Origin of the sequence: Candidatus Viadribacter manganicus, assembly GCF_001679665.1 — a bacterium.
Taxonomy (GTDB): domain Bacteria; phylum Pseudomonadota; class Alphaproteobacteria; order Caulobacterales; family Aquidulcibacteraceae; genus Vitreimonas; species Vitreimonas manganica.
In genome coordinates this window covers 2,085,246-2,108,847 of record NZ_CP013244.1, presented here as the reverse complement: position 1 = coordinate 2,108,847, position 23,602 = coordinate 2,085,246, and the positions used below count along the sequence as shown (strand labels likewise).

The 23,602-nt window shown below is 61.5% G+C and carries 20 protein-coding genes and 1 pseudogene; 9 read left to right on the top strand and 12 right to left on the bottom strand.

From position 1 onward, the window contains the following. Nucleotide 1 precedes the first annotated feature (1 nt). The 6 genes and pseudogenes from ATE48_RS10850 to trmB form a co-directional block, all read right to left on the bottom strand. Entirely contained in the window at nt 2-595 is a 594-nt protein-coding gene (locus tag ATE48_RS10850; RefSeq protein ID WP_156767729.1) for a hypothetical protein, read from the bottom strand. An 8-nt stretch (nt 596-603) separates the two neighbouring features. Continuing rightward, a complete protein-coding gene (gene infB, locus ATE48_RS10845) occupies nt 604-3,180 on the bottom strand; it encodes a translation initiation factor IF-2 (protein WP_066771350.1) in 2,577 nt (858 codons plus the stop codon). A 59-nt stretch (nt 3,181-3,239) separates the two neighbouring features. After that, nucleotides 3,240-3,962, bottom strand: coding sequence for an RNA-binding protein (locus ATE48_RS10840; protein WP_066771347.1), 723 nt, complete (start codon nt 3,960-3,962; stop codon nt 3,240-3,242). Continuing rightward, complete coding sequence (nusA, locus tag ATE48_RS10835; RefSeq protein WP_066771337.1) at nt 3,931-5,583, bottom strand: transcription termination factor NusA; 1,653 nt, start codon at nt 5,581-5,583, stop codon at nt 3,931-3,933. Before nusA ends, ATE48_RS10840 begins: the two co-directional genes overlap by 32 nt. 5 nt (nt 5,584-5,588) lie before the next feature. Then, nucleotides 5,589-6,134 (bottom strand): annotated as a pseudogene (gene rimP / locus ATE48_RS10830) (ribosome maturation factor RimP); the annotation flags it as partial. A 337-nt stretch (nt 6,135-6,471) separates the two neighbouring features. After that, nucleotides 6,472-7,224 (bottom strand): tRNA (guanosine(46)-N7)-methyltransferase TrmB, encoded by a 753-nt coding sequence (gene trmB, locus ATE48_RS10825; protein WP_066771333.1) that lies wholly within the window; start codon nt 7,222-7,224, stop codon nt 6,472-6,474. Between the two features lie 92 nt (nt 7,225-7,316). Here trmB and ATE48_RS10820 point away from each other — a divergent pair, with 92 nt between their 5' ends. Together ATE48_RS10820 and ATE48_RS10815 are read left to right on the top strand one after the other, a co-directional pair. Further along, the gene (locus tag ATE48_RS10820) at nt 7,317-8,756 is read left to right on the top strand and encodes an aldehyde dehydrogenase family protein (RefSeq protein ID WP_066771328.1); all 1,440 of its coding nucleotides are present in this window, start codon (nt 7,317-7,319) and stop codon (nt 8,754-8,756) included. A 60-nt stretch (nt 8,757-8,816) separates the two neighbouring features. After that, nucleotides 8,817-9,461, top strand: coding sequence for a hypothetical protein (locus tag ATE48_RS10815; RefSeq protein WP_066771326.1), 645 nt, complete (start codon nt 8,817-8,819; stop codon nt 9,459-9,461). A 1-nt stretch (nt 9,462) separates the two neighbouring features. Here the strand turns inward: ATE48_RS10815 and ATE48_RS10810 are convergent, their stop codons facing one another. After that, on the bottom strand, nt 9,463-9,834 hold the full coding sequence (locus ATE48_RS10810) for a c-type cytochrome (protein WP_083197300.1): 372 nt from the start codon (nt 9,832-9,834) through the stop codon (nt 9,463-9,465). Nucleotides 9,835-9,896: 62 nt separating this feature from the next. Between ATE48_RS10810 and ATE48_RS10805 the strand changes: the two genes are divergently transcribed. Together ATE48_RS10805 and ATE48_RS19785 are read left to right on the top strand one after the other, a co-directional pair. Next, on the top strand, nt 9,897-11,183 hold the full coding sequence (locus tag ATE48_RS10805; RefSeq protein ID WP_066771320.1) for an ATP-dependent DNA helicase: 1,287 nt from the start codon (nt 9,897-9,899) through the stop codon (nt 11,181-11,183). A gap of 349 nt (nt 11,184-11,532) precedes the next feature. Next, complete coding sequence (locus ATE48_RS19785) at nt 11,533-11,673, top strand: hypothetical protein (RefSeq protein WP_156767728.1); 141 nt, start codon at nt 11,533-11,535, stop codon at nt 11,671-11,673. A gap of 16 nt (nt 11,674-11,689) precedes the next feature. Here ATE48_RS19785 and ATE48_RS10800 read toward each other — a convergent pair whose 3' ends face one another. From ATE48_RS10800 to ATE48_RS10790, 3 genes are read right to left on the bottom strand one after another with little or no spacing between them, the layout of a single operon-like run. After that, nucleotides 11,690-13,231, bottom strand: coding sequence for a SpoVR family protein (locus tag ATE48_RS10800; protein ID WP_066771317.1), 1,542 nt, complete (start codon nt 13,229-13,231; stop codon nt 11,690-11,692). Then, on the bottom strand, nt 13,228-14,535 hold the full coding sequence (locus ATE48_RS10795; protein ID WP_066771315.1) for a YeaH/YhbH family protein: 1,308 nt from the start codon (nt 14,533-14,535) through the stop codon (nt 13,228-13,230). The genes ATE48_RS10800 and ATE48_RS10795 overlap by 4 nt, the downstream gene beginning before the upstream one ends. Nucleotides 14,536-14,545: 10 nt before the next feature. After that, nucleotides 14,546-16,486 carry a PrkA family serine protein kinase gene (locus ATE48_RS10790; protein ID WP_228126585.1) on the bottom strand — a complete coding sequence of 647 codons (1,941 nt, stop codon included), beginning with the start codon at nt 16,484-16,486 and terminating at the stop codon, nt 14,546-14,548. A gap of 339 nt (nt 16,487-16,825) precedes the next feature. Between ATE48_RS10790 and ATE48_RS10785 the strand changes: the two genes are divergently transcribed. Beyond that, nucleotides 16,826-19,300, top strand: a complete 2,475-nt coding sequence (locus tag ATE48_RS10785; protein WP_066771309.1) for a coiled-coil domain-containing protein — start codon at nt 16,826-16,828, stop codon at nt 19,298-19,300. Here the strand turns inward: ATE48_RS10785 and ATE48_RS10780 are convergent. Next, a complete protein-coding gene (locus ATE48_RS10780) occupies nt 19,297-19,596 on the bottom strand; it encodes a hypothetical protein (protein WP_066771307.1) in 300 nt (99 codons plus the stop codon). The genes ATE48_RS10785 and ATE48_RS10780 overlap by 4 nt on opposite strands. Before the next feature lie 123 nt (nt 19,597-19,719). On the opposite strand from ATE48_RS10780, the gene ATE48_RS10775 reads away from it, so the two are divergent. The 3 genes from ATE48_RS10775 to ATE48_RS10765 all read left to right on the top strand — a co-directional run bounded on the left by ATE48_RS10775 (nt 19,720) and on the right by ATE48_RS10765 (nt 21,602). Continuing rightward, nucleotides 19,720-20,238: a thermonuclease family protein gene (locus ATE48_RS10775; protein ID WP_066771305.1), complete on the top strand. Its 519-nt coding sequence runs from the start codon at nt 19,720-19,722 to the stop codon at nt 20,236-20,238. An 81-nt stretch (nt 20,239-20,319) separates the two neighbouring features. Beyond that, nucleotides 20,320-21,162 (top strand): acyl-CoA thioesterase, encoded by an 843-nt coding sequence (locus ATE48_RS10770; RefSeq protein ID WP_066771303.1) that lies wholly within the window; start codon nt 20,320-20,322, stop codon nt 21,160-21,162. Between the two features lie 89 nt (nt 21,163-21,251). Continuing rightward, complete coding sequence (locus tag ATE48_RS10765; protein WP_066771293.1) at nt 21,252-21,602, top strand: hypothetical protein; 351 nt, start codon at nt 21,252-21,254, stop codon at nt 21,600-21,602. Here the strand turns inward: ATE48_RS10765 and ATE48_RS10760 are convergent. Beyond that, the gene (locus tag ATE48_RS10760; protein WP_066771285.1) at nt 21,599-23,185 is read right to left on the bottom strand and encodes a tetratricopeptide repeat-containing sulfotransferase family protein; all 1,587 of its coding nucleotides are present in this window, start codon (nt 23,183-23,185) and stop codon (nt 21,599-21,601) included. The genes ATE48_RS10765 and ATE48_RS10760 overlap by 4 nt on opposite strands. Nucleotides 23,186-23,359: 174 nt before the next feature. On the opposite strand from ATE48_RS10760, the gene ATE48_RS19780 reads away from it, so the two are divergent. Further along, the gene (locus ATE48_RS19780; protein WP_156767726.1) at nt 23,360-23,515 is read left to right on the top strand and encodes a hypothetical protein; all 156 of its coding nucleotides are present in this window, start codon (nt 23,360-23,362) and stop codon (nt 23,513-23,515) included. Nucleotides 23,516-23,602: the final 87 nt, after the last annotated feature.

Below are 23,602 nucleotides of genomic sequence, written 5' to 3'. Positions count from 1 at the left end.
TTCACTGCGCCGTGTACGCGTAGGCGTTGCAGAGCTGCGGATCCGAGCTCGATGGCGGGCGGGCGTCGCCGCTGAACGCGGCGATCTTGAACACCCAACGGCCCGCGCCATCGACGAACTCGCTGACCGCCAGGTGGCGCGTCACCGCTTCACCGCAGAGGCCGCCATGAGGCGCGCTCGGCGTCACGTTCTCGGACTCGACCCGGTAGAGATAGGTCTCGACGCGCGGATCGCCGCCAAGCACGGCGGCGAAGCTTTGACCGCCGACGCCCGAGCGCGAGTCCGCGGGAACGACATTGTACGGTTGGCCAACGACCGTGACGCCGGTGGCGAACGCAAACACCAGCGGGCCACCGCGGCGCCCCTGCAAGCTGACACGCAGATTGCCGGTGACGGAACGTGCGTCTTCATTGGCGGCGCGCCATTGCGAACGCGCGATCGCCGGCTCTTCTTGCGGCACCGTGTCGACGCGCGTCTCCGGCTCGACGACGGTCTGCGGCCGCTCGCCGGGAACGTTGGATTTGTCGCTGTTGCGCTCGCACGCACCAACGCTCAGCGTCATAGCTGCAATGGCTGTGAGGATTATCCGCCGCATGTCACGCCTCAGAGCGAGCGCTGCACCACTTCAACGTTGAAGCACTCGATGACATCGCCCTGCTTGATGTCCTGGAATTGGCCGAAGCTCATGCCGCATTCCTGGCCCATCTGCACTTGGTCCACTTCTTCCTTGAAGCGCTTCAAGGTGGTGAGCGTGCCCATTTCCTGAATAACGACGTTGTCGCGCAGAATACGGACTTTCGCGCCCTTGCGGACGACGCCTTCGGTGACCTTCACGCCCGCGACCTTGCCGACCTTGGAGATGTTGAACACTTCCAAAATCTCGGCGTTGCCGAGGAAAGTCTCGCGCGTATGCGGCGCAAGCATGCCCGACATCACGCCCTTAATGTCGTCGATCAGATCGTAAATGATCGCGTAATAGCGGATCTCAACGCCTTCACGCTCGGCCAGATCGCGCGCTTCTTTCGAGGCACGGACGTTGAAGCCAATGACAGGCGCGCCCGAGCCCTTGGCGAGCTGGACGTCGGATTCGTTGATCGCGCCGACGCCCGAAAGCACAACGCGCGCCCGAACTTCTTCGTGCGCCAGCTTATCGAGTGAGCCAACGATCGCTTCAGCCGAACCTTGCACGTCAGCTTTGATCAGGATCGGCAGTTCTTTCGCCGTCGAATCCTTGAACTTCGCCATCATGCTTTCGAGCGACGTGCCGGTACGCGTCGGACCAGAGGTGGTCTTCAGCTTCTTGGCGCGAGCACGATAGTTCGCAACTTCGCGCGCACGCGGCTCGTTCTCGACGACGTTCAAAACATCGCCCGGCTCCGGCACGCCTTCGAGACCCATGATCTCGACCGGCTCTGAAGGGCCTGCAGATTGCAATTGCTGTCCACGCTCGTTGGTGATCGCGCGAACGCGGCCAACTTGGGCGCCGACGACAACGATATCGCCACGCTTTAGCGTGCCCTTCTGCACCAGAACGGTCGCGACCGTGCCGCGGCCCTTATCGAGCTTGGATTCAACCACCGTCGCTTCGGCAGGACGATCCGGGTTCGCCTTCAGGTCCATGACCTCGGCTTGCAACAGAATGGTCTCGACCAACTTCTCGAGGCCGATCTTCTTCAACGCCGAAACCTCAACCGCGAGCGTGTCGCCGCCGTGCGCTTCGGTAACGATCTCATGCTGCAACAAATCGGTCAGCGCGCGCGTCGGATTAGCGTCGGGCTTATCGATCTTATTGATCGCGATGATGATCGGCGCGCCGGAAGCCCGGGCGTGGTGAATAGCTTCAACCGTTTGCGGCATGACGCCGTCATCGGCCGCGACAACGAGCACGACGATGTCGGTGACTTGCGCACCGCGCGCACGCATCGCGCTGAACGCGGCGTGGCCTGGGGTATCGAGGAACGTGACGCGCTGGCCGTCCGGCAAACGCACCTGATAGGCGCCGATGTGCTGGGTGATGCCGCCATGCTCGCCTGACACAACGTCGGTCTGGCGAAGCGCATCGAGCAACGAGGTCTTGCCGTGGTCGACGTGGCCCATAATGGTCACGACCGGCGGACGCGGCAGCAGGTGATCATCAACGTCTTCGGCGCCAGAGAGACCCTCTTCGACGTCCGATTCCGCGACGCGCTTCACGCTGTGGCCGAACTCAGTCGCGATCAGCTCCGCCGTATCGGCGTCAAGCTCATCGCTTTGCTTCATCATCTGGCCCTGGCGCATCATGTACTTGATGATGTCAGCCACACGGACAGCCATGCGGTTCGAGAGTTCTTGAACCGTGATCGATTCCGGGATGATCACTTCGCGCTTGATCTGATCGCGCTCACCGCCGCCCATGAGTTTGGCGCGGCGTTCTTTTTCTTTCTGCTGTGCACGGCGGTACGCCGCGAGCGAACGGACGCGGTCATCGTCGCCGGCCACTTCGCGCTCAACCATGTCGAGCGTCAGTTTGCCTTCGCGGCGCTTCGGTTCGCCCTTCTTCGCGGGCTTCACAGGCGCAACCGGCGCAGGCTTGCGCGTCGATTTCACCCGGCCGCCCAGCTCGTCGAGCAGCGACGGCGTCGGAGCTGCGCCACCACCTTGTTGCTGCGCAGCTTGAGCAGCAGCGCGCGCGGCAGCGCGTTCAGCTGCAACTTGCGCCAGTTCTTGTTCTGCCTGCTCGGCGCGACGGCGCGCTTCGGCTTCCGCCTCGATGGCGGCGACTTCGGCTGCCTTGCGGCGCTGCGCGTCATCCAGGGCGCGGCGTTGATCTTCCTCGGCGCGGAGCTTTTCTTCGCGCGCTTCACGATCAGCCATCGCGCGGCGAACGGCTTCGTCACGGCGGCGCGCTTCTTCGTCCGAGATCGCGCCCGGCGCCGTCGGCGCACGCGGCGCTGGTTGCAGCGGCTCAGGCGCAGGTGCGGCGCGCGTCTTCAGCGGCGGCGGAACGCCAGGGCCAGCAGCGGGTGCTGCAGCGCCGGCGCCAGGGCGGTTGATGGAGCGCTTCTCACGCACCTCGACGGCCACTTGCTTCGTACGGCCATGGCTGAAGCTCTGACGCACCGTGCCCGTGGCGGTGGTGCGCGTCAGCGTCAGCGGCTTGCGGCCGGAAGGAGAGTCTTTCTGTTCGTTGCCGTCAGACATGCAGTGGTATTGCCAATCCTAAATTCGTGGTCACGCGTGGTATTCACAAACGTGCACTCTCAAACGTCCTGGGGCTCGCCGCGGTTCTGCCCCTTCTCAGGTTCAGTGTCCGCGCCGCCCAGTCCCAGACCAGAGCGCCAGGGTGTGGGCCAAGAGCTTGGAACGACGGGGCGAAAACCCGAAAGGCGGCCGATTTCAGCCGCCCAAACCGAAGCCAAGCGCTCTTGAAGCAGGCAAGCGTGTATCACACGTTCCCGCCCCAACGCCACGCCCAAATCCGCCGCTTTAAAGCAGCCAACGGCGGCAGGTGGCCGGCCCCAGAGCCCTATATGGAGGCTCATCAGCTTTTCGCGACCCTCTTCGGCGCCATCTTCTGCTTCGATCAGCAAAAGCGCCGGTTTTGAACGGATAGCGGCCGCTACTTGTGTCGCACCAACAGCGATTGCGGCGGCGCGTTGAGCAAGCCCGAGTTGATCGAGACAACGGCGTGACAATAACGCTTCAACGCTATCGGCCAGCCCATCGGGAACCGTCACTTGCGTCTTGAAGGCGCGCGCGAACGCGCCCTTCTTCGAGGCTTGCTCGATGATGGCGCGATCGGCCCGAACCCAGGCGCCGCGACCAGGAAGCTTGGCCGCAACATCTGGCGTTACGACGCCATCGGGCGAGAGCGCGAACCTCACAAGGTTCGCGCCGCTGTCGTGATCGCCACTAACGATGCAGCGCCGCTCGCGTTCGCGGCGCGGCCCCTCAGCCTCTATCTGGGAAGACGCGGGCGACATCGTCGGCGTCTCCTTCAGCTTGAGGTTCTTCTTCAGGCTCCGGCGGCGCCTCGATCCAGCCAGCGGCAACGCGCGCGTTCAACACCAGCTGGTCGGCTTGCTCCGAAGTGAGTTGGAACTCTTCCAGAATGCCCGGCTCACGCACGCGCTCACCATTCTTGGTCTCGAAGTAACCGCGGATGTCATCGCCAACGAGGCCGGCGAAGTCTTCAAGCGTTTTCACGCCCTTCTCGCCCAGCGCGACCAGCATCGGCGCCGTGAGGCCGGTGACGGCCTTCAGATCGTCGGCGACGCCAAGCGAAACGCGCTTGTTTTCGAGCTCAGCGGCGAGCTTTTCGAGGTATTCCTGCGCACGCGCCTGGAGTTCCTCGGCAATCTCATCGTTGAGGCCCTCGATCGACGCCAGCTCAATCGCGTCGACGTAGGCGATTTCCTCGACTGTCTCGAAACCTTCCGAGGCGAGCAACTGAGCGAACATTTCGTCCACTTCAAGCGCCTTGATGAAGAGATCGGTGCGGGTCGCGAATTCCTTTTGACGGCGCTCCGATTCCTCGGCTTCCGTCAGAATGTCGATCGACCAACCGGTGAGCTGCGAGGCAAGACGAACGTTCTGGCCACGGCGGCCGATGGCGAGCGAGAGCTGCGCTTCGCCGACCACGACTTCGACCCGGGCGTCTTCGGGATCGAGCACGACCTTCGAGACTTCCGCCGGCTGCAGCGCGTTCACGATAAAGGTCGCCGGATCCGAAGACCACGGAATGATGTCGATCTTCTCGCCCTGCAACTCGCCGACAACGGCTTGCACGCGCGCGCCACGCATACCAACGCAAGCGCCGACCGGATCGATCGAGCTGTCGTGGCTGATGACGGCGATCTTGGCGCGCGATCCCGGATCGCGGGCCGCAGCCTTAATCTCGATCACGCCTTCGTACACTTCCGGCACTTCCTGCGCGAACAAGCGGGCCATGAATTCCGGCTTGGCGCGCGACAGGAAGATTTGCGGACCTTTGGTTTCACGGCGGACGTCATAAACGTAAGCGCGGGTGCGATCGCCGACGCGCAGATTTTCGCGCGGAATGCTCTCCGACTTGCGGATCACGCCTTCGGCGCGGCCGAGATCGACTATGACGTTGTAAAATTCAACGCGCTTCACGACGCCGTTGATGATCTCACCAATGCGATCCTTGTACTCGCCAAACTGGCGCTCGCGCTCAGCTTCGCGAACTTCGTGATTGATGACCTGTTTGGCGGTTTGCGCGGCAACGCGGCCGAATTCGATCGGCGGCAGACCTTCGCTGTATTCCTTGCCAATCACCGCTTCCGGATCGGTCTTTTGCGCAACATTCAGCATGATGTCGGTCGACGGATTGAACGGGCGGGTCTCGGGATCGAGCATCGACTCGTCCACCACCGTCATCACGCGCTTCAGTTCCATCTCACCCGTCTTGGGATCGATGGTGGCGCGAATGTCGTGCTCTGCGCCATAACGCGAGCGAGCGGCTTTCTGCAGCGCATGCTCCATCGCCTGGATGACGATCTCTTTGTCGATCGATTTTTCCCGCGCGACCGCGTCAGCGATCTGCAGAATTTCCATCCGGTTTGCTGAAATGCCGGTGCTCATTTGTATTACCCTTCGTCAGCGTTCTGTTCAGTGACGGCTTCAGCCGCCTTCGCACGTCTTAAATCGTCTTCGATCAGCCTGTCGGTCAGCACGAGGCGCGCGTCCGACAGCGCGGAAAACTTTAGTTTGGCTTCGCCCTGATCTGTCGTCAGCGTGATGTCATCGCCGTTCACGGCGGCGATCACACCCTTCCAGCGGCGCTGATTGTTGACCGGCACAGCCGTTTCGACCTTCACGTCGAAACCCAAGAAGCGTTCGAAATCTTCGACCCGCATCAGCGGCCGATCGATGCCCGGCGAGCTGATTTCCAGGTCGTATTCGCCCTGCACCGGATCTTCGAGATCAAACACCGGCGCCAAGGCGCGCGACAGCTTCGTGCAATCGTCGATGCCCATTTCGCCGTCGCTTACGCGCTCAGCCATGATCTGAAGGCGCTTGCGGCGATTGCCCGACAGGCGCACACGCACGACCCGGTAGCCAAGGCCAGCAGCCGTCGGCTCAATCTGCGCGATGACGCGCGCTTCAACTGGGTTTGTCGCGCGCAGAGGCGGCTCCCGAGCATTAAAAAAGCGGCGGGCTTTCGGCCCGCCGCTGCGTCTCCATCGGAGACATCAGCGATGTATTGGGTCGGCGTATAGCGGTTCTTTGCCGCTACGCCAAGCCCCCTCGAAGCGGCCGGCGACGCTCACACCAGGCGAACGCCGCCTTCACCACACTACTTATTGCTGAGGCGCGGGCTCTGCCGGAGCGGCCTCGGCCGGCGCCGACAAGGGCTCCGCCGACGCCACACCGGCGACCGGCATCAGCGTGACAATCAGCGGGTTCGGCGCGAAATCGCGGTTGGCGCCGGTGGCGGCAACCTCGCAAGCGGGTGTGCCTACGTGTTTTTCACACAATCGGCGCACGCATGAAGCGGAGCCAGATCGGCGCACAATCACCAAGCTTCTTGGCTTCGTAACGCGTCGTCACATGCCCAGGCCAAGGCGCCCGCCAATCCTCGGCGCTCTCGGCCAGCCACATGAAGCGCGCATCACGCGTTACCTTCTCCAGGGTCCAGCTCGCGTAGTTCGCCCAATCGGTGGCGAAGCGCAGCTCGGCGCCGGGCTTCATCACCCGCGCCAGTTCGTCCAGGAATTCAGGCTGAATCAAGCGGCGTTTATGGTGGCGCACTTTCGGCCAAGGATCGGGGAAGAGAATATAAACGCCGTCGAGCGAAGCGTCCGGCAGGCGGGCGATAACGTCACGGGCATCACCACTATGGAGCCGAATGTTCTGCGCGTTGGCTTCCTCGATGTGCCGCAGGCACGAAGCCACGCCATTGAGAAACGGCTCTACGCCGATGAAGCGCGTCCAGCGGCGTGCGCTGGCTTGAGCGACTAGGTGCTCGCCGCCGCCAAAGCCAATTTCCAAAACGAGCGCCTCCCTACTTACGGAGGTATCGCCCGAATGCGCGATCGGGGGGGCTCCACCCCCCGGCCCGCCAGGGGGCGGACTTCCAGAGAAAAGTTGCGCGACATCGATCGCGCCCTCTTCCGGCACAGCCAAATGCGGCAGCAGGCTTTCCATCAACCCGGCTTGGCGCGGCTTTAGCGTCCGCGCTTTGATTCGGCCAAAGGTGCGTAAGGGGCGGTGCTCATCCATCGCCGCGGGGCATAGCGCAACATTGCCGCCGCGCGAACTCGCCGCCCCTCCCTATATCTGCTAGTGACACCGAAAATCCGCGGAGGAACGACATGCGCGAACACCTGAACTTCTACATCGACGGCAAGTGGGTCGCCCCGGCCAAAGCCCGTGCGCATGACGTCATCAACCCGGCCAACGAAGAACCGATCGGCCGCATCTCTCTGGGTTCGGCGGAGGACGTGAACAAGGCCGTCGCTGCCGCGAAGAAGGCGTTCGAGACCTGGTCACAAACCTCGGTCGAAGAGCGCAAAGCGATCCTCGACAAAGTCGTCGCCGTCTATCAGCGCCGTTTGCCTGAAATGGCCGCCGCCATCTCTTCGGAAATGGGCGCGCCGATGCCGCTCGCGAACGCCGCGCAAGCGCCGGCAGGCCTTGGTTATCTGATCGATGCGCGCAAGCAGCTCGATACCTTCGATTTCGAATACGATTACGGCAAGGGCCGCCGCATCCTGAAGGAGCCGATCGGCGTCGTCGGCATGATCACGCCATGGAATTGGCCGCAGAATCAAATCTGCGCCAAAGTCGGCGCCGCGCTCGCAGCGGGCTGCACCATGGTGCTGAAGCCGTCAGAACTTGCGCCGCTCAACGGCATTTTGTTCGCGGAAATCCTCGATGAGGCCGGCGTACCGCCTGGCGTTTTCAATCTCGTCAATGGCGACGGCCCTGGCGTCGGTGCGGTGCTCTCAGCTCACCCGGATGTCGACATGCTGAGCTTCACCGGCTCAACGCGCGCCGGCCAATCAGTCATGGAAAACGCCGCCAAGGGTATCAAAAAAGTCGCGCTTGAACTCGGCGGCAAGAGCCCGAACATCATCCTCGACGACGCGGATCTCAAAACCTCAGTCGCGCGCGGCATGATGCACATGGCGATGAACACCGGCCAATCGTGCAACGCACCGTCACGCATGCTGGCGCCGAAAGCCAAGTACGAAGAGGTTGTGCAGATTGCCGCCGCCACTGCGAACTCGATCAAGGTGCAAGCGCCTGAGTCCGCCGAAGCCGGCGCCATCGGCCCGCTGGCGAACGCCAACCAATTCCAAAAGGTTCAGGGCCTCATTCAGAAAGGCATCGACGAAGGCGCACGCCTCGCAGCGGGTGGCGTGGGACGTCCGGACGGATTCAATCGCGGCTATTATGTGAAGCCGACCGTCTTCGCCGACGTGAACAATCAGATGACAATCGCGCGCGAGGAAATCTTCGGGCCGGTTCTGGTCGTGATTCCGTACGAAACCGAAGAAGAAGCGGTGCAAATCGCCAACGACACGCCGTACGGCCTAGCCGCCTACGTGCAGGGCAGCTCGCAAGAGCGCACGCGCAAAGTCGCGCGCCAATTGCGCGCCGGCATGGTGCATATCAACGGCGCGCAAGGCGGCCTCGGCTCACCATTCGGCGGCTACAAACAATCGGGCATTGGCCGCGAAGGCGGTCCGTTCGGCCTCGAAGACTTCCTGGAAGTTAAGGGCGCGTACGGCTGGGGCGACCAAGCGTAAACACAACACCAACGCGCATTTCACGGCGCGTTAGTCATAAGCAGGCAGAGTGGCGGGATCATGATTCCGCCACTCGACCCCTTTGCGCAAAAGTTTGACTCGATCGAGATCGACCCCTCGCGCACGCCCGCACGCACCGCGATCGAAAGCGCTGTGGCGCATGTCTCGCCGTACATGCTGCAGCCGGAGACCGCGCCGGGCTTTTATTTGCTCGATGACGCCAATGGCCGTTTCGTGGTGGATCGCGCCATGGGCGTTGTTACCGTCGCCGCTGACGATATTCTGCACAGTGAGCGCAACACCATCCACGCCGTGAAACTGCGCGTCATCGAACCGTCGGGCGCGACCTACGAACTCGACATGCAGCTCCGCATCAGCGGACGCGTGCCGCAAATGATCGGCGCAGAGGAATTCGCCGCCATTGCGGGATTGACGGACGAGACCATTCTCGTCGCGCCGCGCGTGCCCAAGCTTGTTGTGCCGCAAGACGCCTCACAAATTGCCGCCGCCCCGCAAACCGAGGCCGTCGCCATCACGCCGTGGACGCGCTTTGCGCCCGCGCAGGGACACGCCTCACGCACGCCGCGCGCGCAAGCCCGCCGCAGTTTCATCACGGCGGAAACGACATCCATCACTGAGCCCGTCGAGCTCAACTTCGATGGTTTGCCGGCGCCCTTCTCCGCGCACTTGCGCTGGTCGCTCTGACTTAATGCGTCACGGGCGGCGGCTCCTGAATGCTGCGTAGATAGACGATCAGCTCATCCACGCCTTGCGGGTTGAGCTGAAAATCCGGCATCGGGTGCGATACGCGAATGCCGGCGATCAATTCGTCCTCGAGCACCGCCGGATCATATCGTTGAAAGATCGTGCGGAAGACCGGCGCCTGCGGATTCGGGCTCTCGCCATACTCACCAACCGAATGGCAAGCCGCGCACTGTGCGGTAGCGATCTCGCGCCCATCAGCCGCCATCGCCTCAAGCTCCGCGCCAACGCTGACGGCCGCAGGATCCGGCGCAGGCGTTTCGGTTTGAGCACAAGCCGAAACCAACAAGGCCGCGGCAATCAACATTATGCGCATGTTCGCTCACTCCTCAGCTTCGGAGCTTAGCGCAGCCCGATCTGCCTCTATATACAAATCGCATGTCGATTCCCGCCCTTCCAGATCCTGCGATTGCCGAAGCCTACGCCGCGATCAATGACCGCACGCCGGTGGTGATGCTCGTTGGACGCGCGGGCACAGGAAAAAGCCACTTCATCCGCAGCTTGGTTGAAAGCAATCCGGGCTATCCACAGGCGCTGCTGGCGCCGACTGGGCTTGCCGCCATGAATATCGGCGGCCAAACCGTGCACTCGTTCTTCGGCTTTCCGCCACGTCCGCTCATCGGCAACGCCGAAAAACCGAGCTACTTCTTCACCCGCACCGCGCGCGCGATCTCACGTTTAATCATCGACGAAGTCTCGATGCTGCGCGCCGATGTGCTCGACGCCATGAACACGCACTTGCAAGTGGCGCGCAAAAGCTCGCGGCCTTTCGGCGGTGTGCAGATGCTGCTCGTCGGTGATTTTTATCAATTGCCACCGGTCGTGCGCGGCGATGAAGGCCAGCTGCTAGAGGACGCAGGCTATAACAGTCCCTACGCGTTCTCAGCCCACTGCCTGCGCGATGCGCCAATCGCGGGTGTCGAACTCACCGAAGTGCATCGGCAAACCAATCAGGACTTCATCTCAATTCTTTCCTCGATCCGCGAACGGCGCGGCATCGAAGAAGCGGTGACAATCCTCAACACAGTTTGCCTTGACCGCTCGCTTCCGAAGCGTCCGGTTCTGCTCTGCGCCACCAATGCCGTCGCCGATGGCTACAACGCGCGCGGCCTGTCATCGCTTGAAGGCACGGCGGCGCGCTACACTGGCGGCTTCGAAGGCGAAGCGCCCAAAGCGCAAAGCGATCGTTTTCCGGCGCCTATGGAATTGGTGCTGAAACGCGGCGCACGTGTGATTTTCACGCAGAACGATCCCGAGGGGCGCTGGGTGAACGGCTCACTCGGAACCGTGAAAGCATTCGACGAAGACATCGTCCAAGTGCTGCTCGACGCTGGCGAAGAAGTCGATGTTGGCCGCGCCGTCTGGCCGCAAGCGCGCTGGAGCTGGAACGCTAAGGAAAACCGCATGGAGGTGAAAGAGGAATTCAAATACGTGCAATTCCCGCTCGCGCCCGCCTGGGCGCTCACCATCCATAAAGCGCAAGGCATGACGCTCGATAGCGTAGAGATTGATCTTGGCCGCGGCGCCTTCGCGCCAGGCCAGACCTACGTCGCGCTTTCCCGCGCCCGCAGCATGGAGACACTGCGGCTAACCCGCCCCATCAGTGCGCGTGACGTGCAAGTTGATCCGGCCATCGCCGAAGGTTTGCAGCGGATCGGATTTTAGGGACACGCATGGCCTTCGACGAGTTCATGGCGACGGATGAAAGCAAGCTTGGCCAAGATGGTGGCGTCACCATCGCGTTCGCGTCACGCGATGATCATCCACCCAAAGGCCGCCGCCAATAGCTTCGTGTGGTCGCTACACATGTCCGCGCTAGGCGAGCGCTGGATTGATCCTCAGTGGGACATTCGCCATCACTTGGACCCGCATTGCGGCGATCCTGACGATCACCTCGCTGCGCGCCTGCAGCGTAGAATCGATTCTACAGACAACCGTCCCTGGTTCACCGTCGAAGTGGCGCGGCAAATTGCTGGTGATTTCTACGGGATGTTCGACTTAAATTGCGCGCCTGATGAACAGGCTCTCCAAGCGTCCAAAAGCCGGGACAATCGTCTCCGGCGGAAATCCGATCACCAAGGCCGATCTTGATTGGGCTTACATCGCCATGGATGACGAGAACATAGGCATCGTCTGCATGGAACAGCACCACTGAGCAGCGTTCAGACTGCTCACATAAACGGCCGGCGCGGGCTCGCACTGTATTCGGCCCGCACAACACCTGAATCGTCCGCTTCCACCAGTTTCACATCGTAGCCCCAAAGGTCCGCGACGTGTTGCAACACCTTGTCGGCATCGCCCCCTTCCAGGGTCATGCCATCGAGGACGCGGTGCGAGAGGATGAGTTTGCGGTCGCCGGCGAGATCGACATCCACGATCTGAATATCCGGATCGCTGTAAGCCACATCGTAACGCTTCGACAGCGCCCGGCGGATTTTCCGGTACCCACGTTCATCATGGATCGCCGACACGTTCATATCCTCGACCGCTTCATCGTCGTGGACATTGAACAAGCCGAAGTCGCGAATGCATTGCGGCGAGAGGTATTGCGAGACAAAGCTCTCATCACGGAAGTTCGCCCAGATATTGCGCAGCGTGCCGTAGGCATCGCCATTCCCGGCAATGTCGGGCATCCATTCGCGATCCTCATCGGTGGGGTTGGTGCAGATGCGGTCGATATCGCAGCACATCGCAAAGCCCAGCGCGTACGGATTGATGCCTAAATAGCGGCGATCGTCGAAATCCGGCTGCATCACGACGCTCGTATGCGAGTGCAGGAATTCAAGAAACGCGCCGTCGTCGATCTGCCCCTTTTCATGCAGCCGCGTCATGACGCGATGGTGCACGTAAGTCGCGCAACCCTCGTTCATCACCTTCGTTTGCCGCTGCGGATAGAAATACTGGTTGATCATCCGCACCATGCGGAGGATCTCGCGTTGCCATGGCGCAAGCCGCGGCGCGGTCTTTTCCAGGAAGTAGAGCAAATTCTCTTCCGGCAAACCGAGCAGAGCCTTGCGGCGCGCGTCATCGTCCTTGCCAGACTTGCGTTTGCCGACTGGCACCGTGCGCCAAAGATCGTTGAAGAGCTGCTCGCCGTGCAAGCGGCGCTCCTCCTCCCGGCGCTGCTCGGAACGCAGGTCGGGCATGCGCTTGCGCGGGAAGCGATGGATACCGTGGCTTTGCAGAGCGTGCGCGGCATCGAGCACCCGTTCCACTTCCTCATGGCCATAACGATCTTCGAACTTCGCAATCAGACCACGCGCAAATTCCAGATAGTCGAGAATGCCGTCCGCATCGGTCCACTGCTTGAACACATAATTGTTCTTAAAGAAGTGGCTGTGGCCGTAACCGGCGTGCGCAATCACCAAAGTCTGCATCATCGCGGAGTTCTCCTCCATGATGTAGACAAGGCACGGATTGGAATTGATCACGATCTCATAGGCGAGACCCTGATAGCCTTTGCGATAAAGCGCCTCGTTGCGCGCGAACTCCTTACCGAACGACCAGTGGCGATAAAACAGCGGCATGCCGGTCGATGCGTACGCATCCAGCATTTGCTCGGTCGTAATCACTTCAATCTGATTTGGATAAGGATCGAGCCCCATCTCGTTGATCGCGATCTCCCCGCATGCGTCATGGACGCGGCGAATAAGGTCGAAATTCCAATCCGGGCCCTGGAAGAGCAACTTGTTGCCGGGTGCGAGCAAAGTCATTGGGCGCCATCCGCTGCAACGCCTTCCGGGCGGCGGGCGAACAATTCGCGAAACACAGGATAGATATCGCGGCGATGTCTGACTTTGCGCATCGCGAACGGCGCATCGACAGACACACGGCGATAAGCGCGCCAAAGGTTCGTGCTCGGCTCACCAGCGCCCGGTTGCTCTTCCTCGTCGTCCATACCGACTTCGACATATGCATAGTATTGGCAGATCGGCAGGATCACGTCGCGCAATTGGCCAAGCACCACGGCGTTGTCGCTGGAGGTATTGTCGCCGTCACTGGCTTGCGCGGCGTAGATATTCCACTGATCGACCGGATAGCGCTCGCGGATGATGTCCGCCATTTTAAAGAGCGCCGTCGAAACAACAGTGCCGCCGGTTTCACGCGAATAGAAAAAGGTTTGCTCGTCCACTTCCGAAGCTTCGTGGGTGTGGCGGATGAACACCACGTCCACATGTTCGTAGCGGCGGTTCAAGAAGAGATAGAGCAGCGAATAGAACCGCTTCGCCAAATCCTTCATGTGCTCGTTCATCGAGCCGGAGACATCCATCAGGCAGAACATCACCGCCTTGGCGATCGGCTTTGGATTGGACTCCAGGCGACGATAACGCACGTCGACCGGGTCGATGTACGGAATGCGCTTCGAACGCTGGATGATGTGCTCAAGCTCTTTGCGCTTCGCCACCAAGGCTTCGAACTGGCCGCCTTCCCGCTCGAGCTTTTCGATCTCTTCACGCAGCGCGTTGATCTCGTCCTGCTTCGGCCGCTTCAGCGCGATGCGGCGCGACATCGAGTGACGCAACGTGCGCGGCACCGAAATCCGCGACGGCGGCCCAGACACCGAATAGCCCGCCTGGCGCCATTGCACCGATTTTGCGCCCGTCACCTGCCGCTTGGCGAGATCCGGCAATTCGAGATCTTCTAGATAGAGATCAAGATACTCTTCGTCCGAAAGAGCGAACCGAAATTCGTCTTCTCCATCGCCGCTATCGCTGGCCTTTGAGCCCTGTCCGCCACCTTGCGGGGGGCGCGCGATGCTATCGCCCTCAATGTACTTCTTGTTGCCGGGGAGCACGTAGTCGCGCACGCCGCCCTGCCCCGAGCGGCGCAGATGTGGCTCGTGCACGCCGCCCGCGGGGATCGAAACTTCGCCGCCCTTGCCCGCATCTTTGATCGAGCGGCTCGACGAGGCTTCCCGCACCGCCTTGCGTACATGAGCACGCGCGCGGCGCAGAAAGCGCTGACGATTGGCGAAACTCTTCCCGCCAGGGTTCAAGCGCCGGTCGATGATGTTCATGGCCGGCCGCCTACCCCGCTTGCTTAACGCGCATGTACCACTCGACCAACCGGCGGACCTGCCGCTCGGTGTAGCCGCGCTCGACCATGCGCAACACAAACTCCTCGTGCTTCTTTTCGCTGTCGCCGTCTTTCTTCGAGCCGAAGGAGATGATCGGCAGCAAATCTTCAACTTGCGAGAACATCCGCCGCTCGATGACTTCGCGGATCTTCTCGTACGACGTCCACGACGGGTTCTTGCCGCCATGCCCCGCGCGCGCGCGAAGCGTGAACTTAACGACTTCGTTGCGGAAATCCTTCGGATTGGCGATGCCGGCAGGCTTTTCGATCTTTGAGAGCTCCTGGTTGAGCAATTCGCGATTGAGCAGTTGGCCGGTGTCGGGATCTTTGTAATCGATATCCTCGATCCAAGCGTCTGCGAAGTCCACGTAGCGATCAAACAGGTTCTGACCGAAGTCGTGATAGGATTCGAGGTACGCCTTCTGGATCTCGTTGCCGATGAACTCGGCGTAGCGCGGCGCCAGATCCGCCTTCACGAATTCGAGCAGGCGCGCCTCTTGCTCTTGCGGGTATTGCTCGCGGCGAACTTGCTGTTCGAGCACGTACATCAAGTGCACGGGATCGGCAGCGACTTCAGTCGTGTCGTGATTGTAGGTCGCGGCCAGCACCTTGAACGCAAAGCGCGTCGAGATGCCTTCCATGCCTTCATCGACGCCGGCTGCGTCCTTGTATTCTTGCAGCGTGCGCGCCTTCGGATCGACTTCCTTCAGGCTCTCACCGTTATAGACGCGCATCTTCGCGAACGCGTTGGAGTTTTCATGCTCCTTCAGGCGAGAGAGCACCGAGAAACGCGCCAGCATTTCAAGTGTGCCCGGCGCGCACGGCGCCTCCGACAATTCCGAACCGCGGATCAGCTTCTCGTAAATGCGCTGCTCCTCCTGAACACGCAGCACGTACGGGACCTTGATCACGTAGATGCGGTCAATGAAGGCCTCGTTGTTCTTGTTATTCTTGAACGATTGCCATTCGGCCTCGTTCGAGTGCGCCATGATGATCCCGGTGAACGGAATGGCGCCGATATTCTCGGTGCCGACGTAATTGCCTTCCTGTGTCGCGGTCAGCAACGGATGCAGCATCTTGATCGGCGCTTTGAACATCTCGACAAATTCGAGCATGCCCTGATTGGCGCGGTTCAAACCGCCTGAGTAGGAATATGCATCAGGATCGTTCTGCGCGTGCATTTCGAGTTTGCGAATATCGACCTTGCCGACGAGCGAGCTGACGTCCTGATTGTTGTCGTCCCCTGGTTCGGTCTTGGCGATTGCGACTTGCCGCAAGCGCGACGGGTTCATCTTAGCAACCCGGAATTTGGCGATGTCGCCACCGAACTCGTCGAGGCGCTTCACGCACCACGGACTCATCAAGCCATTCAAGCGGCGTTGCGGAATGCCGTAATCGTTTTCGAGGCGTTGGCCCCACACCGCTGGATCGAACAAGCCTAACGGGTGCTCGAACACAGGAGAAAGCTCATCGCCCGATTTCAACACATAGATCGGTTGATCTTCCATCAGCGCCTTCAAGCGCTCCGCCAGCGAGGACTTGCCGCCTCCGACAGGGCCCAACAGATAGATGATCTGCTTGCGCTCTTCCAAACCCTGCGCGGCGTGACGGAAGAACGCGACGATACGCTCGATCGTCTCTTCCATGCCGTAGAATTCAGCGAAGGCAGGATAGACCCGCATAGTGCGGTTCATGAACACGCGCCCGAGCCGTGCGTCTTTCGACGTATCGACCATCTTAGGCTCACCGATCGCCGCGAGCAGACGCTCATGCGCGCTCGCGTAGGCCATGGGATCGTCGCGGCAGAGGCTTAGAAAGTCCTGCAACGACATTTCCGCTTCTCGACGCTGCTCGAACGAGCGGGCGTAACTGCGAAAAAGATCTTCAGACATCATGTCTCCGTCCGCGTCTCACCAACCTACATAAGAACAGAACTCCGGTTCCGAGACGACGCTTACAAAAATGCCATGCGAATCTGGCGGCGATAAGGTGAGGTTTGTGGCGCCGCTCACGATCCGCCCAAACAACGTGCAAAGGATGACATGATTTGCGCCGGGTGGATTGGCAAAACGCTGGAAAAACTCAGCGCGTCACAAAGGTGAGCGAAAGCTGAACGAATTGTGGCGCGGAAATTTGGTGCGCCACTTTAACGAAGCGAAAACCTTCGATTTTACGTGGCCTTAAGCACGATGCGGCATCCCTTGGGGCTGGGGACCGCAAAAGGCTGACCAATGAGTGACAGTGCATGGGTGCTGAAGGGTGTTGACCCTGAAACACGGCAACACGCCGTGGAAGAGGCCCAGCGCCTGGGCGTCAGCTTGTCCGATTACCTGACGAACAGAGTTCTTCAGGCCGCAATCCTCGACCAAGCGGTCGTCACATCCGTGGAACCCGTGGAAGAAGAGTCCTCCGCTCCGGAATTAGGTGAGTTCGGCGCGCGCGCGCGCTTTCGCGCACTTGAGCGCCGCCTTGAGAGCACAGCCAAAAGCGTCGACGCCTCGGTGCGCACACTCGATACGGCGGTAGTCGACATCGCAGACCGCGTCAGCGAGCTCGAATGCTTTGCGGGCGACACCGCCCAGGCGCTGCAGGATGGCCTGCGGGATACCGCCCAAAAGCTGATCGAGCTTGAGCAACACACTACCGAGAGTGCTGCTGCCCGCGTCAGTGAAAATACCGCCGCGCATGAGGGCCTCGCCAGCGCCATCGCAGCGCTCAGCCATCATGTCCAAGATGTAGATGCGAGCGCCCGCCGCGCCGAAACCAACACCGCCGTTCTGGCCGACGCGCACGAAACCCTAAAATACGCCGTCGCTGGCGATTTCAGCGCCTTCGCCGAAGAAATCAGCGCCCGACTCAAGAGCGGCCTCCGTGAGGTCGCGTCCGCCGCTGACGAAGCGGCCGCTCAAGCCGACGCCGCCGTCGCCCAGCTCATCATCGAGCTTCGCGGCGTTCGGGAATCGCTCGAGCAGAGCGTCGCCGACGGCGTTGATGAAACCCGCCGCCGCGTGCACGCCGCGTTCACCGACGCCGCCCAGCGCATGGAAGGCCTGTCAGACCGTGTCGATCAGATGGAGCGTCAAAGCGCCCTGACCGCGCAGCACCTGCAGGTGCGCATGGCCGACATGGAAGACGCCTCCCAAATCGCGCTTGAAGAAACCGCCGAAAGCCTCCGCCAAGCCGGCGCGGCGCTGGCGGCCGACGTCCAGCGCGAGGCACAGGCTCACCGCGCAGCGCTCGAAAGTGCCCATAGCGACCTCTCAAACGAAATCGCCGATCTGCGAGAACGTCAGCAAGGCGCTCTCGCGCGCCTCAAAATGCTCGACGCCAATCTCACCAACGGGGCCAATGAAATTGCCGCGTTGCGGACCCAGTTGCTCCAACGCGTTGACGAGTCCGAGAAAGCCAGCGTCGATCGCATTTCTCAGGTTCTTGGCCACACCAGCGAACAAGCCAATGCCCTCGCCGCGCGCCTGACGCGTCACGAAGCGGAAGTGCTCGAAGCTCACTTCCAACTCCGCGCCGACAATGAACGCGTCGAAGCTTCAACGATCGCAGCGCTGGAAAAGCTAGCCGGCGACATCGCCATCGGCCGCGCCAACGCACATCAAGCGACCGAACTGACCCGCACAGCGCTTCAGGACGAAATCGCCGCTTTGCGCGATCTGCAAGCAGGCGCCAGCGCCCGCCTCACCGTCATCGATCTTGCACTCCGCACGCTGCCGGCGCTCAGCGAGCGCGTTGAGAAAGCGGAAGCCGCCCTCTGCGACGCCGCCTCGCGCGGCAAACTCGCTGATGTTGAAGCGCAAGTGAATCTGCTGCGCCAAGCGATGGGCAGAAGCGGTGAAGACGCCAATCTCGTCCGCAACATCGAAGAGGCCAGCGCCAATCGCTTCGCCGACATCGAAACGCAACTGAACGTGCTGCGCCAGGCCGTAGCGCGCGCGGACGATCCGCATCTGCTGCAGCGCATCGAAGCCATGAGCGCGCGGATCAACGCACAAGATAACGCCGCTCTTATCGCCGCCGACAAGACCGAAGACCTCGTCCGCATGTTGGGCCGCCTCACCACGAACTACACCGAGGCCAATTCGCAGTCGGACGATCGTCTCCACAAAGTAGAAGTCGCGCTCGCAGATCTGCGGCTCGACACCATCGCCATTCGCGAAATGCCGGTCGCCAACCCGAACGATATCCTCTCGCTTGAAGGGCGTCTCAGCTCTGTGGAGCGCCTGCAGGCGATGACTTCGCCTGACGATGTGGCGGCCCTGGAAAGCCGCGTCGCCGTCGTCGAGCGCCTGCAAGCCTCGGCCACCGGCGAAGATATCATTGCACTGAAGAATCGCCTGAGCGCCATGGAGCGCGCTCACGCCGCTGCGCCGCCCCCGGTTCAAGCGCCAAGCATCGCTGAATTCGAGCAACGCATTCGCGCCATGGAAGTCCGTCAGACGGAAGCACTGGAAACGCTGCGCGCCGATATCGTGCGCTTCGTCAGCGACAATGATCGCCGTCTTGCGAGCCTTGAGCACACGGAAATGGACTACAACCTCGCCGCCGAGTTTGACGGTCTGCGCCGCCGCGTCGAAGAGCGAATCCTCGGCATCGAACTCCGCAGCGTCCGCACGCTTGAGCAAGTCGCTGACACGGTTCAGATGCTGGAAGAGCGCCTCACCAATCAGGGCGAAGGCGAGCGGCAAACCGCTTAAGCGTAACGCGGCGCTTGCGGCGCGTAGAGCTCCTGCGGCGCTTCCTCGGGCAGATCACGCCACAAGAGATTGTTCGCGACTTCCAGCGAACGCAGCGCCATGTCTTGCGCCAAGGCAATGAGCTGAGCGCGCCATTCCGAAGGCGCGGCAGCGTTGCCGCTCTCGACCGACACGATCTCGGCTTCCTTGACACCGATCGCATGCGCGAGCGCAGCGCGCCAGCCTGCTCCAAAGAGCGCCTGGCCGGTTTGCGCCAATTCATGCGGCGCCAACAGCGGGTAAGCGGAGTCGATCACGCGACAACGCAAACATGATCGTGGTTTGGGAACTTCTAAAACGACTGTAATTACCGGTACTCGCCACTGTAACGGCGCCGTTCATTCACCTCTCGGTAAGAGTTTCGACGCCTAGCTCGCGCCATGGCGCATTCAAACATTTTCAGCGCGGGCCTCGCCGCCAGCGCACTCATGCTCGCCGCAGCGGTGAGCGTCATTTTCATCTCTGACCCTGCCCCGCAGGCGAGCGCACAGACCTCACAGTTCGCCAGCGCCGATGCGCCGCGAACGCCCCGGCATCGTGCGGCTAACGCCGCAGAGCGCATGCGGGTCATCGATGGCGACACGCTCGAAGACACGCGCGACGAGATTACCTATCGCGTCGTCAACATCGATACGCCCGAGACCGGTTCACGCGCGCGTTGCGCTGCTGAGCGCGAACTCGGCAATCGCGCCACCGCGACGGTTCGCACCCTTATCGCTGAAACCCGCCGCGTCGATCTGCGCCCGACCGGCCGGATCGATCGCTACGGCCGCACAATCGCCTACGTCGTTCTCGATGGCCGCGACATGGGCGAGATGCTGATCGCCGCCGGCTTGGCTCGGCCCTGGCGCGGCCGCCGCGAACCCTGGTGTGACACCAACGGCAACCTTATTCCGTAGGGCTGCCTTGCGGCGCAGCGCTTGTCAGCGGCGTGCGCGACCCATAAGCCGGACGCACCTCCCTCAAGCTGGAATGCGCTCATGTCCGCAATGGACGAACTCATCGACATCCTCACCCTCGAACCGATCGAGGTGAACTTGTTTCGCGGCGTCTCCCCGCCCGAAGAGCGGCAGCGCATCTTCGGCGGCCAAGTCGTCGCCCAGGCGCTGATGGCCGCCTACAAAACAGTGGGCGGTCACATCTGCCATTCGCTGCAAAGTTATTTCATCCGCCCAGGCGATCCATCAATTCCGGTGCTCTACCAGGTTGAGCGCTCACGCGATGGCAAGAGCTTCGCCACCCGGCGGGTCATCGCCATTCAAAAGGGCGAACAGATTTTCAACATGGCCTGCTCGTTTCAGACGCCGGAGGACGGCTACGAGCACCAAAGCGAAATGCCGACGCCCGCCTATTCCGCCGATGAAGTCGGCAAGTTCGTCGAAGCTTGGATCAAGAGCCAGCCGGAAGAAAACACACGCTGGTTGCGCAACGCGCCGATCGAGATGCGCGCCATCGATCCTGTCGACGTCGTCAATCCAAAGCCGAAGCCGCCATACCAAAGCGTCTGGCTCCGCGCTCGCTCAAATGCCGGAGACGACATCGCTCTGAACCAAGCGTTCCTCGCCTACTCTTCCGACTATTCGCTGCTCGGCACCGCCATGCGGCCTCACGGTGTGAGTTGGCAGTCGGGCGTTCAGACCGCTAGCCTCGATCACATCATCTGGTTTCACCGCCCGACGAATTTCTCCGAGTGGCACCTCTACGTGCAAGACAGCCCGAGCGCGTCCGGCGCGCGCGGTTTCAATCGTGGCGCAATCTACCGCAACGACGGAACTTTGGTGGCGTCGACGGCGCAAGAAGGCCTCATCCGCAAGCGCGGCTAACTTTACTGCAATCGCTACCGCAACTTGGGCGTGTGACTTCAGTTTCGCTAATTTAGCGTTAGTCAGTCCACACGTAACTTTTCCCCGTGATGAACCGTAAGTGGGTTGATAACGAGGTCTATTTTGGACCAGACCGCCGCAAGGGCGGTCTGGGAAAGCGCTGGGGTGACCGGCGCTCCTACAACGACGCCGCTGAACCACCGCCCCTCGGCGCCGTCATGCGCCGCCTCCGCGTACAGCTGAATAGCACATTCACCGCCGATGACCGCCGCCGCGTCTACGAACTTGCGCGCTTCGCCGCTTCCGAGGCCGAGCGCCAACACCTGACGACTTGCGCCGATCATCTTCGCAACGTGCTGACTTCAATCGCCGCCGGTGATTTCACGGCAGCCGACAGCTCGGTGCTTCAAGCTCAGGCCGCCTTTAACGGCCCGCGCTAAGGCGCGTAACCATATCGCGCCGCCCAGAGCGCGAGCACTGGCAGCACCGGCGCCAACTCACGCTCATAACGGCGCCAACGTCCCATTGAGCGATTGTAAATCGGCTGGATGACCTGGCGCGCGCTGGGTGTGGCGATCTCTCGCTTCCGCGCTGTCTCGCTAAAGTTGAGCATGTTGGAATCGTAGGCGACGCCAAGAAACCCGCAGAGCGCCCGCGCCGCAGACTCTAGATCCCCAACCACGTCCTCGTAACGCACTTGATAGAAGTCCAGCGCCAGCCGCTCACGGCAAAGCTCCAGCAGAGACATCACTAGTCCATAGTAAGCGCCGGCACGCGCAAGCTCGAGAAATTGCACCATCGCCGCGTTAATAACGAAGCGCTGCTGATAGCAGGATAGCACCACATCGCGCGGATCGCGCATGGCGAAGATGATCTTGGCATCCGGAAAGACGCGCTTGATCAATGGCAGCACCACAATGTTCAGCGGAAACTTATCGACGACGATACTCTCCGCCGGCGCGCCGACGCGTCGCCAATAGCTCTCGCGAATTCGCGTGATCTCATCCGCCGTGAACGACTCAGGCAGGAATGCGCGCGACGGATCGGCCAGCGTCTCACTGAGCGCGTCGCCGAAGTGCTCACTCTCTTCCAAACACACGATGCCAGGGTGAGAGGAGAGGATCTGATCCAACAGCGTCGTACCTGAGCGGGGAAAGCCAACGAGAAAGACTGGCGAGCGCTCCGCTCGCGCCGCCACCCAAGTGGGAACATCCAGGCCCGCCACCACATCGGCCATCCGGCGCACGCTGTCGGGATGATAGAGCCGCTCTCGCGCATCGAGCCACGCGCGCTGCTGCTGCAGCGTCATCTGGTTGGCGGCGGTGAACGCCTCGAAGGCGCCCCGCGCATCGTCGCGATGGTCACGTGCATCGCCAATCAGCCCGAGCGCCTGGATACGCAGTTCAATCGTCGCCTTAGGCGATTGAAGGATCGGCCCAAGGGCTGCTTCCGCCGCAGCAAAATCTTTTTCTCGGATCAGTACACGCCCCAGGGCCAACCGCCCGGTTGCATTCGCCGGATCAAGCCGCAGCGCCGCCTGGGCATGTTCCCTCGCGCGGCGGAGTTCATGGCGAGCCTCCAACGCCTGCGCCAACCCGGCGTGAGACGCTGCATCGTTAGGGACCAGCTTGAGCGCGCGTTGATAGGCCCCGACCTGCGCTTCGCCCTTCTCGCTGACCGCCAGATTGCGCCAGCCATCGACGAGCCCGAGTTCACCGGCCCTCGCAAACGCCGCCCGCGCCGCCGCCACGTCGCCAGCACGGCTTGCCGCGACACCGATCAAATTAAATGTCACCGCATTAGGCTTCGCGGCGTTTGAAGCTTCGAGATGACGCCGCGCCGCCTCAAGGTCACCCGCGTCAAGCGCGACGACGCCAAGAATCTGGAGCGCCGCCGGATTTCCTGGCCCACGCAACAAGGCCTGGCGTGCGAATGACGCAGCGCCGGCTTTGTCGCCGCCGGCATACGCACGTGAACCCGCGTAAAGCAGTCGCTCAGTCTCGGGATCAGGCTCGTTCAACACGGCGCGCTTCTAGAACTGACCAGATGGTCGCGCAATTATTGAGCACATTCATCGTCGCATCGTGCTCTGTGTTGCGCGTGCGCACGAAATCGTTCGCTCATTGCTGCGGTTGCGAGATTTTTCGTTGCGCGTATCCACAAGTCGTGCATTCAATGCTGTGGGAGCTTTAACGACGTGACCAACGCGCGCGACATTACCTCCGCTGAATTCGCTGTTGAGGCGATCGCGGACGTACGCGTGCTTTCATTCGCGCTCGTCGTAGTATCGCTCCTTATCAACTCGCTCGTGCTTATTCTTAAGCCCGGGGCGGCGTTGTTGCATGTGACCTGACGAACAAACTCAGGACCGCAAGCTTCCACCCCGCTCCCGAAAGGTAGCGGGGTTTTCTGTTGCCTGCGGTCCGCATTAGCCGGACCG